Source organism: Rhodovibrio salinarum DSM 9154, from assembly GCF_000515255.1.
In the GTDB taxonomy this organism is placed as follows: domain Bacteria; phylum Pseudomonadota; class Alphaproteobacteria; order Kiloniellales; family Rhodovibrionaceae; genus Rhodovibrio; species Rhodovibrio salinarum.
This window is the reverse complement of record NZ_KI911559.1, coordinates 3,590,225-3,605,954: the sequence shown is the minus strand read 5'-3', so window position 1 is coordinate 3,605,954 and position 15,730 is coordinate 3,590,225. Positions and strand designations below refer to the sequence as shown.

The window sequence follows — 15,730 nt, the reverse complement described above, 5'->3', positions numbered from 1 at the left end:
ACGCGTTAAGAACGGTTTAACCAACCGCGAGTCACGCTGATCTCTTAGCGAGGGAGATCCCAGCGATGACCGCCGTCCGAACCATCCGCTGCGTCATGGCCCTGTCCGGCCTTTTGCTACTTGGAGCGTGCATCACGCCCGGTGGATCGGACGCCCCTACGCTTGAGACCGCCCGCAGCAGTGAGCCCGCGGCCCAAACAACGGCTGGACTGTACCCGATGCCGCCCGGTCCCAAGCCGGATGTGCCGGCCGACTTTCCCGTGACCTCGCAGCGGCCGGGCGTTTTCGCGAACCAAGCGCCGGCACCGCTGCCGCCACGGCGCCCGACCTTCCCACGCGTGCAGCCGGACGCGCTCGACGGCATGGCGCTGGAGCGGGCCCTCAGCCTGTTCGGCAAGCCGAGCGAGGTGCGCCGCGGGCCGCTGGTGACCACCTGGAGCTACGCCGGGGCGCACTGTCGCCTGGAGATCGATTTCCACTTCTCTGTCGTCGACAACGCGATGCAGGCCCACGAGACCCGGATCGTCGGTCCCGCGGCCGCGCCTTTGTGCCTGCACGATCTGGCCGTTCCCAACGCCGCCTTGGCGGAGCGTTAGCCTCTAGGTGCGCCGGCGTGCTTGCCCGGGCGGCGCGCAGCGCATAGGTAGGGGCGCGGAAGGGTGCGGTAGATCGCTTCGGCACGCGGGTACATTCCACGCACCCATACGGCGTATCCAAGGGGCATCATGAGCGACGACCGCCTGGGCATTGCGCTCGCGCAGCTGAACCCCTGCGTGGGCGATATCGACGGCAATCTGATCCTGCTGCGCGACGCCCGCCAGCAGGCGGCAGAGGCCGGCGCGGATATCCTGGTCGCCACCGAACTGGTGATCACCGGCTATCCGCCCGAAGACCTGGTGAAGAAGCCGGCCTTCCTGGACAAGGCGGAAGAGGCTGTGCAGGCGCTGGCCGCAGACACGGCCGACGGCGGCCCGGCCGTCATCCTGGGCGCCCCCTGGCGGGAAAATCCGGAGACCCGCAAACGCGACGGCCATCTCTACAATGCCGCGTTGGTGCTGGATGGCGGTGAGGTCCGTGCGGTGCGCGCGAAGTGGGACCTGCCGAACTATGGCGTGTTCGACGAAAAACGCTTGTTCACTCCGGGCGAGTTGCCGGGCCCGGTGGAGGTGCGTGGCGTGCGCCTCGGCCTGCCGATCTGCGAGGACATCTGGTCGGAGGACGTCGCCGAGTGCTTGCAGGAGAACGGGGCGGAGGCGCTGATCGCGATCAACGGCTCCCCGTTCGAGATCGGTAAGCAGGACCAGCGCCTGCAACTCGCCCTGCAGCGGATCGAGGAATGCGAGATTCCGCTCGTCTATCTGAACCAGGTCGGCGGCCAGGACGAGCTGGTGTTCGACGGTGCGTCCTTCGTGCTCGACGCCGGGCGGAACCTGCGGGTGCAACTGCCGGCGTTCGACCCGGCGATGGCGGTGACCTGGTGGACCCGCGATCGGCTGGGCGATCTGTCGGTCGCGGATGGCGTGCGGACCGATCTGCCCGACGGGCACGCGGCGATCTACCGCGCGCTCGTGCTGGGCCTGCGCGACTATGTCGACAAGAACGGCTTTCCGGGCGTCGTGCTCGGTCTGTCGGGCGGCATCGACAGCGCGATCTCCGCCGTGATCGCCGCCGATGCGCTGGGTCCGGAGCGGGTGCGCTGTGTGCTCTTGCCCTCTCCCTATACCAGCCAGCACTCGCTGGAGGACGCGGCGGAGGTTGCCCGGCTGCTCGGCTGCGCGCTGGAGACGGTCGACATCGGCCCGGCGATGCAGGCGTTCGATCAGATGTTGAAGCCGCTGTTCGACGATCTGCCGACCGGTATCGCGGAGGAGAACGTTCAGGCGCGCGCACGCGGCGTGGCGCTGATGGCGATCTCCAACAAGTTCGGGCCGATGGTGCTCTCGACCGGCAACAAGTCGGAGATGAGTGTCGGCTATTCCACCCTCTACGGCGACATGTGTGGCGGCTACAACGCGATCAAGGACGTCTACAAGACCCAGGTTTACGCGCTCGCCCACTGGCGCAACCAGCACCTCCCGCACGGCGGCTTCGGGCCGGAGGGGCGGGTGATCCCGGAGCGGGTGATCACCAAGGCGCCCTCGGCCGAGTTGGCGCCGGACCAGAAGGACGCGGATAGTCTGCCCAGCTACGACCAGCTGGACGATATCCTGGCCTGTCTCATCGAGTCCGACATGTCGGCGAAGGAGATCGCCGAGCGCGGCCATGACACAGAGACGGTGAGCAAGGTCTGGAAGCTGTTGGAAGGCGCGGAATACAAGCGCCGCCAGGCGCCGCCCGGGGTCAAGATCACCGCCCGCAACCTGTCGCGGGATCGCCGCTATCCGATCGTCAACAAGTTCCGCGGGTAGGGACGCCTGTCGCGGTTGCTCTGAACGCTAGCGTCCTTCGACCGGGTGTCGCGTTGCTTGGTCGAAGGACGCTAGCGGTCGCTGCCGCAGTTCAGTTGCCCGTGCTGCTGCCGGACGACGAGCCACTGCTTTTCTTTGACGATGTGCTTTTCGAACCACCGCTAGCGGACTTGCTCGCGGTGCCGGCGCTCGCGCTCTTGCCCTTCTCCAGTTTGGCCAGGCGCGCTTCGAGCTGCTCCACCCGCTCGGCCATGGCCTCCTGCTCCTCGCGCGCTTTCTGGGCCATCTCCTGGACGACCTCGTGTTCCTCGCGGGTGACCAGGTCCATCTGCGAGATGATTTTCTCGAACTGCTCGCGCAGACGCGCCTCGGCTTCGCTGCGCACACCGGTGGCAACGCCGAGTGCGCTGGAGGCGACGCGCGCGAGATCGTCGAGCAGGCGGTTTTGGGTCTGCATCGGCTGGGATCACTCCCTTTTGGAATTGGGCTTAAGCCTGAATCTGACTTGAAGTATGGGGGGCACCGACGCGCCCATCAAGGCGACACGCCCGCGCGGGAGCCGCTTGGCTTGCCCGGGGGGCGGCGTGCGCCCTATAAGGGCCGGGCAGGATACGTGCACAAGACCCACGGACGCGGCGAGGTCACCTAATGTATTTCGTCACCGGCGGTGCCGGCTTCATCGGCTCCAACCTGGTCGCGGCCTTGAGCGCGCGCGACGAACGTGTGGTCGTCTGCGACCGGTTGGGCGATCAGGACAAGTGGCGCAATCTGGCGCACCATCAACTGGACGACCTGGTCACACCGGAACGCGCGTTCGAGGTGCTGAATGCCCGGGCGGACGGGGTGCAAGCGGTCATCCACATGGGCGCCATCTCTTCGACCACGGAGACCGATGGCGACCGGCTGGTGGAGAACAACTTCCGCCTGTCGCGCGATCTTTGGCGTTGGTGTACCGAGCACGAGGTGCCGCTGATTTACGCCTCTTCCGCGGCCACCTACGGCGACGGCAGCCACGGGTTCACAGATACGTTGGACCGCAACGAGCTCGACCGGTTCCGGCCGCTCAACGGCTACGGCTGGTCGAAGCACCTGTTCGACCGCTGGGTGGCGCGCGAGGTTGCCGAGGGCACCGCGCGGCCGCCGCAGTGGGCCGGGCTCAAGTTCTTCAACGTCTATGGACCGAACGAGTACCATAAGGGGCCACAGGCCAGCGTGCCCTTGCACCTGGTCCAGCAGATTCAGGCCGGCGCGACGGCCAAGCTGTTCAAGTCGCACCATCCGGACTATCCGGACGGCGGGCAACTGCGCGACTTCATCTATGTCGACGATTGCGTCTCGGTGATCCGCTGGCTGCTTAGCACGCCGAAGGTCAACGGGCTGTTCAACCTTGGAACGGGGCACGCGCGGACCTTCCATGATCTGGCACGCGCGGTGTTCGCGGCGCTGGGCAAGAAAGAGCACATCGAATTCGTTCCGACGCCCGAGCGTTTGCAGCCGACCTATCAGTATTTCACCCAGGCCAATGTGGCAAAGCTGCGCCAGGCCGGCTATGACACGCCGTTCACCGAGCTGGAGGACGGCATCACCTCTTATGTGCGTGGCTATCTGACCAAGCGCGACCCCTACCGCTGAGCCTCTGGCCCCACAGCCCGCCTGCTGCGAAGGACCTCATGGACCTGAGCCCGCTTCTTACCCTGCCGTACCCTGAGATCGATCCAACGGCGGTGCAGCTTGGTCCGATCGCGATCCGCTGGTACGCGCTGGCCTACATCGCCGGGTTGGTCGCGGGCTGGCAGTACGTCAAGCGCCTGACGCCCAAGTCGCCGGACAAGCAGCGCCTGACCCCGGAAGCGATCGACGATTTCCTGCTTTGGGCCACGCTGGGTGTCGTGCTGGGCGGGCGCTTTGGCTACGTGGTCTTCTATCAGCCGGGTTATTTCCTGGCGAACCCGGGTCAGATCCCGGTGGTGTGGGAAGGCGGCATGGCCTTCCACGGCGGGCTTACCGGCGTGATCGTGGCGATGGTCCTGTTCGCCTGGAAGCGCGGCTTCCGCTTCTTCGCGCTTGCGGATTTGGTGGCCTGTGCGACGCCGATCGGCCTGTTCCTCGGCCGGATCGCCAACTTCATCAACGGCGAGTTGTGGGGCCGTACCGCGCCGGACGTCCCGTGGGCGATGGTCTTCCCGGGGGGCGGGCCGGTTCCCCGGCATCCCAGCCAGCTGTACGAGGCGATCATGGAGGGGCTGATCCTGTTCGCCGTGCTGTTCGTGATGCAGCGGCGCGGGGCGGTGCAGCAGGTGGGGTTGCTGTCGGGCACCTTCCTGATCGGCTACGGCCTGGCGCGGTTTATCGCCGAGTTCTTCCGCGCGCCCGACCCCTTCCTGGGGTTCCTCGCCTTCGGCACGACCATGGGGCAGATCCTGTCGATCCCGATGATCGTTGCCGGCATCGCCATCGTCGTCTGGTCGCGCCACAACCGTGAGACCGCGACGGCCGGGTAAGGTTCTCTCTTCGCAAGTGGCGAGGGGATCCGTGCGCGCCGGGGGAACGAAACGCATGCAACGCACCGCGCTCGAACAGCGTCTGATCCGCCGTTTGCAGGCAACCGGGCCGATCTCGGTCGCGAGCTACATGGCGGACGTGCTGACGGCGCCCGACGGCGGCTACTACAGCGGCGGGGAAGCTGGCGACCGCGACCCGTTCGGCTGGCACGGTGACTTCGTCACCGCGCCCGAGATCAGCCAGATGTTCGGCGAGTTGCTGGGCCTCTGGTGCGCGGAGGCCTGGCAGCGGATTGGCGAACCCGATCCCGTGACGCTGGCCGAACTGGGCCCTGGGCGGGGCACGTTGATGGCGGATGTCCTGCGCGCGGCCAAGATGCTGCCCGGCTTCGACAAGGCGCTCCGCGTGCATCTGGTGGAAGTCAGCCGTGCCCTGCGGCACAAGCAGGCGGAGATGCTGGGCGCACGGATCGCAGGTTTCCACGATCAGGCGGGCGATCTGCCGGAGGGGCCGGCGCTCACGATCGCCAACGAGTTCTTCGACGCGCTGCCGGTGCGCCAGTTCGAAAAGACGGAGCGCGGGTGGAGCGAGCGCATGGTCGCCTACGATCCGGACAGCGACCGCTTGGTGTTTGCGCTCGGTACCCCCAGTCAGAACGCCGCCGCCTATGTGCCGGAAGCGCTGCGCGACTCCGCCGAACCCGGCGCGGTTTTCGAACTGGCCGCGAGCGCGCTGTCGATCGCGCACGAGTTGGGCCGTCGCGTGGCGACCCACGGCGGTGCGGTGGTCCTGGTCGACTACGGCCGCACCGAGACGCGGTGCGAGGCGACGCTGCAGGCGGTCCGCCGACACGCGCGCGCCGACGTTCTGAGTGCCCCCGGGACCGCCGACCTGACCGCCCACGTCGACTTCCCGCTGATCGCCCAGGCCGCGCGCGAAGTCGGGGCGGAGGTGCACGGCCCCGTGCCGCAGCGCGACTTTCTGAAGGGCTTGGGCCTGGATGAGCGGGCGGTGATCCTGAAGCGCCAGGCGACGCCCGAGCAGCGCGACCAGATCGAGACCGGCCACCACCGCCTGATCGCCGAGGATCAGATGGGCACCCTGTTCCAGGCGATGGCTTTCGTCCCGCCGGGCTACGGCACCCCGGCGGGGTTCCCGGAGTAGGCCTGTGGCCTGTTGCCCCAGGGTCCCGTTCTTCGCGTAAGCGGCGCGAGACCGCCGCCTGACGACAAATCGTCATACCTCGGCCGCTTAACACGCTGCGTTTGCGGGAGTAGAAAGAGGGTATGGTCCTCGGCCTCGCCAAGCGCGATACCCAGACGCCCATGCCGCTGACGCTGCCCGCCCTGGAGGCGGATGGCGTCGTGCATGGCTTCTTCACCCGGCAGGGCGGGGTGAGTGAAGGCATCTACACTGGCCTGAACTGCGGCATCGGCTCGGGCGACGACCGGGCGTACGTGCGCCAGAACCGCCGGCGAGCCAAGGCGGCGCTGGGGCTGGATGCGGGCGATCTGGTCACGCTGTACCAGGCGCATACGGCGGACTGCGTCACCGTCGACCGGCCCTGGCCGGAGGGCGAGGGGGCGCGGGCGGATGCCATGGTTTCGACCCGGCCGAACATCGTGCTGGGCGTGCTGACGGCCGATTGCGCGCCGGTGTTGTTCGTCGACCCCGAGGCCCAGGTGATCGGCGCCGCGCATTCCGGCTGGCGCGGGGCGGTCGACGGCGTGCTCGACAGTACGGTGCAGGCGATGGAAGCGCTCGGCGCCGAGCGGGGGCGGATCGTGGCGGGCATCGGGCCGACGATCGGTCCGGATTCCTACGAGGTCGGGCCTGAGTTCCCTGGACGCGTCAACGCCGGGCCGATGCCGGCCGACGATTTCTTCCGGCCGGCCGCGCGCGAAGGGCACTTCCTGTTCGACCTTCCCGGCTATGTCCGTGCCCGGCTGGCGCGCGCGGGTGTCGGCCAGGCGGAATGGATCGGCACGGATACGGTTCCCGACGCGGACCGCTTCTTCTCCTTCCGCCGCGCAACCCACCGCGGGGAGGGCGACTATGGCCGCCTGCTTTCCGCCATCGCGTTGACCGGTTAAGGCGGCGCCCGTGCTGCATTTCGACACCGCCGAGTTCGATGCGCGCAAGCGGCATGCGCAGCAGGCGCTGAGCGAGTCCGGACTGGACGGGCTGCTCGCCTTCAAGCCGGAGACGCAATACTGGCTGACCGGCTTCGATACGTTCGGGTACGTCTTCTTCCAGTGCCTCTACTTCGGCGCCGACGGGCGCACCATGCTGCTGACCCGCGCGCCAGACCTGCGCCAGGCGCACCTGACCAGTGACATCGAAGACGTCCGCGTCTGGACCGATCTGGAGGATGCGAGCCCGGCCGACCAGTTGCGCGACGTGCTGGCGGAATTTGGCCTCAAAGGCGCGCGCCTGGGCGTGGAAACGGAGACCTATGGCCTGACCGCGCGCAACGGCAAGCGCCTGGAGGCCGCGATGGACGGCTTCTGCACACTGGTCGAGGCGAACGAGACGGTCAGCCGGTTGCGCGCGGTCAAGTCGCAGGCGGAGATCGCCTACGTGCGCAAGGCCGCCGAACTGGGCGATGCGGCGTTCGACGCGGGCTTGGAAGAGATCCGTCCGGGCGCGTTCGAGGGCGACGTGCTGGCGGCGATGCAGGGCGCGGTTTTCCGGGGCGGCGGCGACTACGCCGGCAACGAGTTCATCGTGGGATCGGGCGATCACGCGTTGCTCTGCCGCTATCAGACCGGCCGACGCCATCTGGATGCGACCGACCAGCTGACCCTGGAATGGGCCGGCGTCTACAAGCGCTATCACGCGGCGTGCATGCGCACGGTCGCGGTCGGGCAGGCGAGCCAGCGTCAGCGCGACATGGCCAAGGCTGCGCATGAAGCGCTGCTGGCGGTGGAGGAGACGCTCGTCCCCGGCAACACCTTCGGCGCGGGCTTCGACGCGCATGCCCGCGTGCTGGATGCCGCCGGGCTGCAGCCGCACCGGCTCAACGCCTGTGGCTATTCGTTGGGCGCGGTGTTCGCGCCGAACTGGATGGACTGGCCGATGCTTTACCATGGCAACCCGGTCGAGCTCGCGCCCGGCATGGTGATCTTCGTCCACATCATCGTGGTCGATAGCGATTCGGGCTTGGCGATGTGTCCCGGGCGTACCAGCTTGATCGGCACGCGCGGGGCGGAGCCGCTGTCCCGGCTGCCGCTCGAATTGACGGTGGCCGGCTAGGCGCGCCGCCCGACGCTTCGTTCCCGCAACAGCCGCCGCAGTCCGCTCGGATGGTTCGCAATGCCGCACCTGATCATCTTCCTCCTCGTCTGCCTGCTGGGGCTGCTGGCGACCTGCGCCATCGTCGCCTGATCCCGGCTATACGCCTGGCCGCGGCCGTGCTGTTGGCTATCGCGCTCACCGGCTGTGGCGAGTTGCCGCGTCCGTTCAAGCCGGAGACCAAGGGCGACAATGCATTGCTGCTGCTGCCGGATCGGACCGGGGTGGCGGTGGGGTCGGTGACCGGCGACCTGCCGCACGGCGCGGCGATGGCCCGGGCGATGGCCGAGGCGCTGCGGCGGGAGAACGTTCCCGCCGACGTGGGCGTCGGCAACCGGCGGACGCACTGGCTGCTGGGCGCGGCGGAGGTTACGGGGCGCGGCAACGGGCAGGTGGCCCGTCGGTTCGTCTGGGAGCTGTATGACGCCAATGGCGATCCGGTCACGACCGTGACCCGCTCGGTCAGCCTGCCCGCTGACGACTGGCGGGCGGGTGCTTCGGAGACCTTGCAGCAGGTCGCCAGCCGCGCGGCGCCGGAGATCGCCGCCGCCCTGCAGGGCCCGGCGCCGGAGAGCGCGACTCTCCCCGGCTTTCCCGAAGGCACGCAGATCGCGATCACCGAGGTTACGGGCCGCCCTGCCGAGCTGGCGCGCGCGCTCACCGGGGCGATGGCGGCTCAGCTGCGCCAGCGCGGCCTGCCGCTGACCGACCGGCCGGGGACGGACGACGTCGTACTGACCGGCAAGCTGGTCACCGACCAGATGGCCGGCGCCGGCGGTCAACGCCTGCAGGTTACCTGGGTCGTCCGCCGTCAGGGCGCCGACGCGCGCCTGGGCGACCTGCGCCAGGCAAACGCCGTACCGCGGGCCCAGTTGGCCGCGCCGCAGCGCCTTGCCCAGACGATTGCCGGTGCGGCCGTGCCGGGCGTTCTACAGGTCCTGCGCGAGGCGGGACGCTAAGCCTCCCGTGATCGGCTCTATGCGCCGCCCACAGCCCCGTTTTGCACCGCGAGGGCGGCGTTTACAGGGCGGGAGGCCGTTGATACATTCCGCGCGCTTTCCACCCCCACGCGCTTTTCGCCTCAGGCTCCGCTGGCACCCAGCGCCGCGGGCCAACGGCGCCAGCCGCCGGGTGGAAAGGATCGCTCGTCCGCACCTGCCCGCGCGCGTTCGCCTGTCCGCGCGCGCCGATCTCGGGACCCTTGTCAGATGAAAATTCTCACCGGGAACAGCAATCGGCCGCTTGCCGAAGCCATCTCGGCTTTCTTGAATCTGCCGCTGACCAAGGCCAGCGTGCGGCGCTTCTCCGATATGGAGGTCTTCGTCGAGATCAACGAGAACATGCGCGGCGAAGACGTGTTCCTGATCCAGTCGACCTGCTACCCGGCGAACGACAACCTGATGGAACTGCTGGTCGCGCTCGACGCCCTCAAGCGCGCCTCCGCCCGCCGGGTCACGGCCGTGATCCCCTACTACGGCTACGCCCGCCAGGATCGGAAGTCCGGTCCGCGCACCCCGATCTCCGCCAAGCTGGTCGCCAACCTGATCACCTCCGCCGGGGCCGACCGGGTGCTTACCCTCGATCTGCACGCCGGGCAGATCCAGGGCTTCTTCGACATCCCGACCGACAACCTGTTCGCTGCCCCGGTGTTCACCCAGGACATCGAGGAGAAGTTCGACGGTGACCCGCTGACCATCGTCTCCCCGGACGTCGGCGGCGTGGTGCGCGCCCGGGCGATCGCCAAGCGCCTGGACGCCGATCTGGCGATCATCGACAAGCGCCGCGAGCGCGCCGGCGTCTCGGAGGTGATGCACATCATCGGCGACGTGAAGGACAAGCGCTGTATCCTGGTCGACGACATCGTCGACAGCGCGGGCACGCTGTGCAACGCCGCCCAGGCGCTGAAGGATAGCGGCGCCAAGGCGGTCAGCGCCTACGTCACCCACGGCGTGCTGTCCGGCGGCGCGGTTGCGCGCGTCTCCTCCTCGCCGCTGGAAGAACTGGTGATCACCGACTCGATTCCCGCGACGGAGGCGGTGCGCGTGGCGCAGAACATCCGCCAGCTATCGATCTCCCCGCTGTTGGGCGAGGCGATGGCCCGCATCTCCGACGAGCGCTCCGTCTCCAGCCTGTTCGATCTGCCGCCGGGCTAGCGGCGATGGGCGCTCCTACGCGCCACACCCTCTGGACATCCCGCCCGCTCGCGGGCTAAAACCCGCGCGCTCGCGCGAACGCAGCACCCCTGGAGGCTGCGCGCGCGGGGACGCTCCGGCGCGAGGTATTCGCGCGCCGGCTTTTTGCGTTTTTCAAGACACCCAAAGCACTCAGGAGCTTCGAGCAAGCGATGACCGAGACCCACACCCTGACTGCGCAGCCGCGCGAGCGGGCCGGCAAGGGGGCAGCCCGCCGCGATCGGCGCGAAGGCCGCGTGCCCGGCGTCATCTACGGCGCCGGCAAAGAGCCGACCCTGTTCACCATCGAACCGGGCACCCTGGACCGTGAGCTGAACAGCCCCGGCTTCTTCACCCGGCTGTTCGAGATTCAGCTGAAGGGCAAGCGCGGCAAGCAACTGGCGATCTGCCGCGACCTGCAGTTCGATCCGGTCACCGACCGTCCGGTTCACCTCGACATGCTGCGCGTCTCGGCGAAGACCGAGGTCACCGTGCTGGTGCCGGTGCACTTCATCAACGAGGAAGAGTGCCCGGGCATCGACCGCGGCGGCGTGCTCAACGTCGTTCGCCACGAGGTCGAGATGGTGGCCCGCGCGGATAACCTGCCGGACTATCTCGAGGTCGATCTGACCGGTTACGAGATCAACGATTCGGTGCATATCTCCGCTGTCACCCTGCCGGAGGGCGCGCGCCCGACGATCGATGACCGCGACTTCACCATTGCGACAATCGCCGCGCCGAGCGCTGTCCGGGCGGAGGCCGCCGAGGAGCAGGAAGCCGCCGAGGAGGAAGCTGCCGAGGAAGCCGGTGGCGAAGAGGCTGGCGGCGAGGAGTCCGGTGGCGACGAGGGCGACGGCGAGAACAAGGAGGAGTAGCCTCCCATTCTCGACGCCCTGCGCCGTCTCTTCCAGCGTCGCCCCGGATCCGGAGAAGCGTCCGGGTCCGGGGCGAACGCGTCCGGAGGTCCGCCTGTGCTGTTGCTGGTCGGGCTCGGCAATCCCGGGTCGAAGTACGAGAAAACGCGCCACAACATCGGCTTCATGGCGCTCGACGAGATCGCCCGGTCGCATGGGCTGAGCGCGTGGCGCGCGCGCTTCCAGTCAGCGGCGGCCGAGGGGATGATCGGCACCGAGAAGGTGTTGGCGCTCAAGCCGCAGACCTACATGAACAACTCCGGCCAGGCGGTCGGGGAAGCGATGCGCTACTTCAAGCTGCCGCCGGAGCAGGTGATCGTGCTGTATGACGATCTCGACCTTGCGCCCGGCAAGGTGAAGGCGCGCCTAGGCGGCGGTCACGCCGGCCACAACGGCATCAAGTCGATGGTCCAGCACTGCGGTGCGGACTTCTGGCGGGTGCGGCTCGGCATCGGCCACCCGGGCGACAAGCGTCAGGTGACCAACTATGTCCTCAGCGAGTTCGCCAAGGCGGAAACGGGGACTGTAGACGACGTTTGCCGCGCGGTCGGCGACGAGATTCCGCGCCTGATCCAGGGCGATCCGGAAGGCTTCATGAGCCGGGTGGCGCAGAAGGCCCCGCCACCGAAGGACACCAAGGGCCCGAAAGACACCACGGGCGCCGGCAGCGGCGCCGCCCAGAGCTGAGGCGGCCGATAGCTGGCGCGCCGGCCCGCGCTGCGGGCTCACGACAAGCATGGACACCCTGATCCCATGGGCTTTAACTGCGGTATCGTCGGCCTGCCGAACGTCGGCAAGTCGACCCTGTTCAACGCGCTGACCGAGGCTGCGCTCGCGGAATCGGCCAACTATCCCTTCTGCACGATCGAGCCCAACGTCGGTCGCGTGCCCGTGCCGGATGCGCGGCTCGACCGGCTGGCGGAAGTTGCCAAGTCGCAGAAGGTGATCCCGACCCAGTTGGAATTCGTCGATATCGCCGGGCTGGTGCGCGGCGCCAGCAAGGGCGAGGGGCTGGGCAACCAGTTCCTGGCCAACATCCGCGAGGTCGATGCGGTCCTGCATCTGTTGCGCTGCTTCGAGGGCGAAACCGCGCACGTCGACGGTTCGGTCGATCCTTTGCGCGATGCCGACACGGTGGAGACCGAGCTGCTGCTGGCCGATCTGGAGAGCTGCGAAAAGCAGTACGAGCAGGCCGCCAAGAAGGCTAAGCAAGGCGACAAGGACTCGATCGCCAAGCGCGACGTACTGGGCCCGGTGGTCGAGGGGCTGCGCGCGGGCATCCCCGCGCGCAACGTCGAGCTCACGGCCGAGCAGCGCAAGACGTTGAAGGGCTTGCACCTCTTGACCTCCAAGCCGGTGCTCTACGTCTCCAACGTCGACGAGGGCTCGGTCGCCACCGGCAACAGCCTGTCCCAGAAGGTGGAAGAGCGCGCCCAGCAGGAAGGCGCCGGCCACGTCGTGATCTCCGCGGAGATCGAGGCGGAGGTCGCCCAGCTGTCCGATCCGGAGGAGAAGCAGAGCTTCCTGGACGATCTGGGCCTGAGCGAAAGCGGCCTGTCGCGGGTGATCAAGGAAGGCTTCCGGCTGCTCAACCTGATTACCTTCTTCACCACCGGGCCGAAGGAAGCGCGCGCTTGGACGGTGCGTAACGGCGCCAACGCGCCGGAAGCCGCCGGCGTCATCCACTCCGACATGGAGCGCGGGTTCATCCGGGCGGAGACGATTTTCTGGCAGGATTTCGTCGATAGCGGCGGCGAATCCGCGGCGAAAGAGGCCGGCAAGATGCGCGTCGAAGGCCGTGATTATACGGTCAAGGACGGTGACGTCTTCCACTTCCGCTTCAACGTGTGACAGACTGATCCCCGACATCGCCGGACATCCGCGCGGTGCGCCGGCGCTTGTCCTATCCAGCGTTAAGGGGGACACGACAGCACTCATGGCCCAGCAGACCGCGGGCGAACAGATCCGCCTCACGGCGTCCGACGGACACACGTTCGACGCCTATCTGGCCCGGCCGGCCGAGACGCCCAAGGCCGGCGTGATCATCTGCCAGGAAGTCTTCGGCGTGAACGATCACATCCGCGAGGTGGTCGACAGCTACGCCCGTGACGGCTACCTGGCGCTCGCGCCCAGCCTGTTTGACCGGGTGGAACGTGGGGTCGAACTGGACTATGGACCGGATGGCCTCGATCGGGGCCGCGCGATCCGCGGCCAGATCGATTGGGACGACATCGCGATGGATGTCCAGGCAGCGGTCGATCACCTGCGCGCGGAACTGGGCGCGGATGCCAAGGTGGGCGCGGTCGGATTCGCCTGGGGCGGCGCGGTCGCCTGGCTCGCCGCCTGCCGCCTGCCGGTCAACGCGGCCGTGTCGTACTATTCCGGCCAGATCTTCGAGCTCAACGACGAAGAGCCGCAGTGCCCGATGCTGCTGCATTTTGGCGAGGAGGACCCGATCGTCGATTTCGACCAGATCGAGGCGATCCGCGCCGAGCATCCCAACGTGGTCGACCACATCTATCCCGCCGGCCACGGCTTCAATAACGACCACACCGAAGACTACGACGAGGACAGCGCCACGTTGGCGCGTTCCCGCACGGTCGCGTTCTTCATGGACAATATGTAGCCGCCGCACCATCCGGCGTTCCCGCAGCCGCGCTATTCCCGTGCCGACGGCGGCTGCGGGACGTCCGGGACGAGGTGGGCAACGAGGTCGGCGGCGGCTTTGCGTTCGGCCTGGCTGAGGTGCCGGCGACCTGCTGGCGGGTCTCGCCCGTGCCCGGACCCCGCTTCTGCCGCGCGAATCAGATCGGCCGTGACCGGGGCGCACGCGGCTGTGTCGGAGGGGGCGGAACCTGGGCGGTCAGCGCGCCGGCGAGCACCGGCAGGAGGCTGAGCGCGGTGCGGTGGCTAGCGGGTCGGCGTGGGGAAACCCTGCTCATCATAGGCCTGATCCATGCGCCGACGCTGCTGGTTCGGCAGGCGGTGACTATAGCATTCCACCTCCGCCAGCGATTTGTAGCAGTAGCGCTCGGCCACTTTTGGGGGCTCGACTTCGTCGCCCAGCAGCGGCGGCTTTGAGCCCGGCTGCCAGGGATCGTACAGGCAGCCCGCCAGCAGCGGCCCGGCGAGCGCCAACCCGCCCACGATCTTGAGCGCCCGCCAGCGCGGGTGGATACGCGTCATATTCGTAGCTCCTGCGTGAGACGCCGCCGGCCGTGACCGAATCGGCAACGGCCGGACCGGCATCAAACTAGCAGGGTGGCCACGAACACAGGGTTAACGCCTTGTGCCCGCTGCCTTGGCTTCGTGCCAGTAAGTGGAATCCGCATGAACGCGGTTCTCCCGACCCCAGTGAGGCACGCCGGCGAGGCGGCTGTAAGGCGTTACAGTGTGACGACGACGCGACCTTGGACCTTGCCCTTGAGGATGTCCTTGCCGAGCTGCGGCAGGTCTTCCAGGGAGGCCTTGCTGGTCATCCCGTCCAGCTTGTCCATCGGCAAATCGCGGGCGAGTTCGCGCCAAGCGGCCTCGCGGCGCTTGTACGGGCACATCACGCTGTCGATGCCGAGCAGGTTCACCCCGCGCAGCAGGAACGGCAGCACGGTGGTGTTGAGCTGGTTGCCGCCGGCCAAGCCGACCGCGGCGACCGAGCTACCGTAGCGCATTTGGCCGAGCAGGCGGCCCAGCATGGTGCCACCGACCGCATCGACGCAGGCGGCCCAGGTTTCTTTCTCCAGTGGGCGCTTGCTGGCTTCGTTCAGCTCCGACCGGTCGACGATCCGGCTGGCGCCAAGGCTTTTCAGGTAGTCGTGGGTCTCGCTGCGCCCGGTTACGGCGGCGACCGAGTAGCCGCGCCGGGCGAGGCAGGCCGTCGCGATCGAGCCGACGCCGCCGGCCGCGCCGGTCACCAGCACCTCGCCATCTGTGGTCGGCGACAGGCCGTGGTCCTCCAACTCCAGGATCGCCAGCATCGCGGTGAAGCCCGCGGTGCCGACCGCCATCGCGCGCTCCGCCGTCAGGCCGTCGGGCATCGGCACCAGCCAGTCCCCCTTGACCCGCGCCAGCTCGGCGTAGCCGCCCCAATAGGCCTCGCCGACCCGCCAGCCGGTCAGGATCACGTCGTCGCCGACGTTCCAAGCGGGGTGGTTGCTCTCCTCGACCGTGCCGGCGAAGTCGATCCCGGGCACGTGCGGGAAGTCGCGCGCCAGTTTGCCGATCGAGTTCAGCACCATGCCGTCCTTGTAGTTCAGCGTGGTGTGCGTCACCCGGACGGTGACGTCGCCTTCGGTGTTGGCGTCCTTGATCCGCTGGGCGTCGATCTCCTGGACCTGCGGGTCCGCGCCTTCTTCCTCGATGATCAGCGCCTTGGCCATGGCCGCGTCCTCCCCAAAGGTGTGTCGTGTCTAGCGGGTCCCCGCGTGAGGCCCTGTTTGGGCGC

At 68.1% G+C, this 15,730-nt stretch carries 16 protein-coding genes; 13 read left to right on the top strand and 3 right to left on the bottom strand.

The features are described 5' to 3' along the window. Positions 1-65 precede the first annotated feature (65 nt). Both RHOSA_RS0116750 and RHOSA_RS0116745 read left to right on the top strand, forming a co-directional pair. Positions 66-596 carry a hypothetical protein gene (locus tag RHOSA_RS0116750; protein WP_156092786.1) on the top strand — a complete coding sequence of 177 codons (531 nt, stop codon included), beginning with the start codon at positions 66-68 and terminating at the stop codon, positions 594-596. Positions 597-725: 129 nt separating this feature from the next. Beyond that, a complete protein-coding gene (locus tag RHOSA_RS0116745; RefSeq protein WP_027289594.1) occupies positions 726-2,408 on the top strand; it encodes an NAD+ synthase in 1,683 nt (560 codons plus the stop codon). A 91-nt stretch (positions 2,409-2,499) separates the two neighbouring features. On the opposite strand, the gene RHOSA_RS0116740 is transcribed toward RHOSA_RS0116745, so the two are convergent. Next, the gene (locus tag RHOSA_RS0116740) at positions 2,500-2,865 is read right to left on the bottom strand and encodes an accessory factor UbiK family protein (protein WP_027289593.1); all 366 of its coding nucleotides are present in this window, start codon (positions 2,863-2,865) and stop codon (positions 2,500-2,502) included. Between the two features lie 191 nt (positions 2,866-3,056). Between RHOSA_RS0116740 and rfaD the strand changes: the two genes are divergently transcribed. The 11 genes from rfaD to RHOSA_RS0116685 all read left to right on the top strand — a co-directional run bounded on the left by rfaD (position 3,057) and on the right by RHOSA_RS0116685 (position 13,915). After that, positions 3,057-4,040, top strand: a complete 984-nt coding sequence (rfaD, locus tag RHOSA_RS0116735; protein WP_027289592.1) for an ADP-glyceromanno-heptose 6-epimerase — start codon at positions 3,057-3,059, stop codon at positions 4,038-4,040. Between the two features lie 38 nt (positions 4,041-4,078). Beyond that, the gene (lgt, locus tag RHOSA_RS0116730) at positions 4,079-4,909 is read left to right on the top strand and encodes a prolipoprotein diacylglyceryl transferase (RefSeq protein WP_027289591.1); all 831 of its coding nucleotides are present in this window, start codon (positions 4,079-4,081) and stop codon (positions 4,907-4,909) included. Between the two features lie 55 nt (positions 4,910-4,964). After that, positions 4,965-6,074 (top strand): class I SAM-dependent methyltransferase, encoded by a 1,110-nt coding sequence (locus tag RHOSA_RS0116725; RefSeq protein WP_037256527.1) that lies wholly within the window; start codon positions 4,965-4,967, stop codon positions 6,072-6,074. Between the two features lie 122 nt (positions 6,075-6,196). Further along, entirely contained in the window at positions 6,197-7,003 is an 807-nt protein-coding gene (pgeF, locus tag RHOSA_RS0116720) for a peptidoglycan editing factor PgeF (protein WP_437123676.1), read from the top strand. Positions 7,004-7,013: 10 nt separating this feature from the next. Further along, complete coding sequence (locus RHOSA_RS0116715; protein WP_027289588.1) at positions 7,014-8,165, top strand: M24 family metallopeptidase; 1,152 nt, start codon at positions 7,014-7,016, stop codon at positions 8,163-8,165. Positions 8,166-8,323: 158 nt separating this feature from the next. Beyond that, complete coding sequence (locus tag RHOSA_RS0116710) at positions 8,324-9,163, top strand: hypothetical protein (protein ID WP_027289587.1); 840 nt, start codon at positions 8,324-8,326, stop codon at positions 9,161-9,163. 249 nt (positions 9,164-9,412) lie between these two features. Continuing rightward, a complete protein-coding gene (locus tag RHOSA_RS0116705) occupies positions 9,413-10,357 on the top strand; it encodes a ribose-phosphate pyrophosphokinase (protein ID WP_027289586.1) in 945 nt (314 codons plus the stop codon). A gap of 191 nt (positions 10,358-10,548) precedes the next feature. Then, entirely contained in the window at positions 10,549-11,250 is a 702-nt protein-coding gene (locus tag RHOSA_RS0116700; protein WP_027289585.1) for a 50S ribosomal protein L25/general stress protein Ctc, read from the top strand. A 96-nt stretch (positions 11,251-11,346) separates the two neighbouring features. Beyond that, the gene (pth, locus tag RHOSA_RS23095; protein WP_169816646.1) at positions 11,347-11,976 is read left to right on the top strand and encodes an aminoacyl-tRNA hydrolase; all 630 of its coding nucleotides are present in this window, start codon (positions 11,347-11,349) and stop codon (positions 11,974-11,976) included. A gap of 66 nt (positions 11,977-12,042) precedes the next feature. Then, entirely contained in the window at positions 12,043-13,140 is a 1,098-nt protein-coding gene (gene ychF, locus RHOSA_RS0116690; protein ID WP_027289584.1) for a redox-regulated ATPase YchF, read from the top strand. Positions 13,141-13,225: 85 nt separating this feature from the next. Continuing rightward, positions 13,226-13,915 carry a dienelactone hydrolase family protein gene (locus RHOSA_RS0116685; protein ID WP_027289583.1) on the top strand — a complete coding sequence of 230 codons (690 nt, stop codon included), beginning with the start codon at positions 13,226-13,228 and terminating at the stop codon, positions 13,913-13,915. A 284-nt stretch (positions 13,916-14,199) separates the two neighbouring features. Here RHOSA_RS0116685 and RHOSA_RS0116680 read toward each other — a convergent pair whose 3' ends face one another. Further along, positions 14,200-14,475, bottom strand: a complete 276-nt coding sequence (locus tag RHOSA_RS0116680; RefSeq protein WP_027289582.1) for a hypothetical protein — start codon at positions 14,473-14,475, stop codon at positions 14,200-14,202. Between the two features lie 200 nt (positions 14,476-14,675). Continuing rightward, a complete protein-coding gene (locus RHOSA_RS0116675) occupies positions 14,676-15,665 on the bottom strand; it encodes an MDR family oxidoreductase (RefSeq protein ID WP_027289581.1) in 990 nt (329 codons plus the stop codon). Between the last annotated feature and the right edge of the window lie 65 nt (positions 15,666-15,730).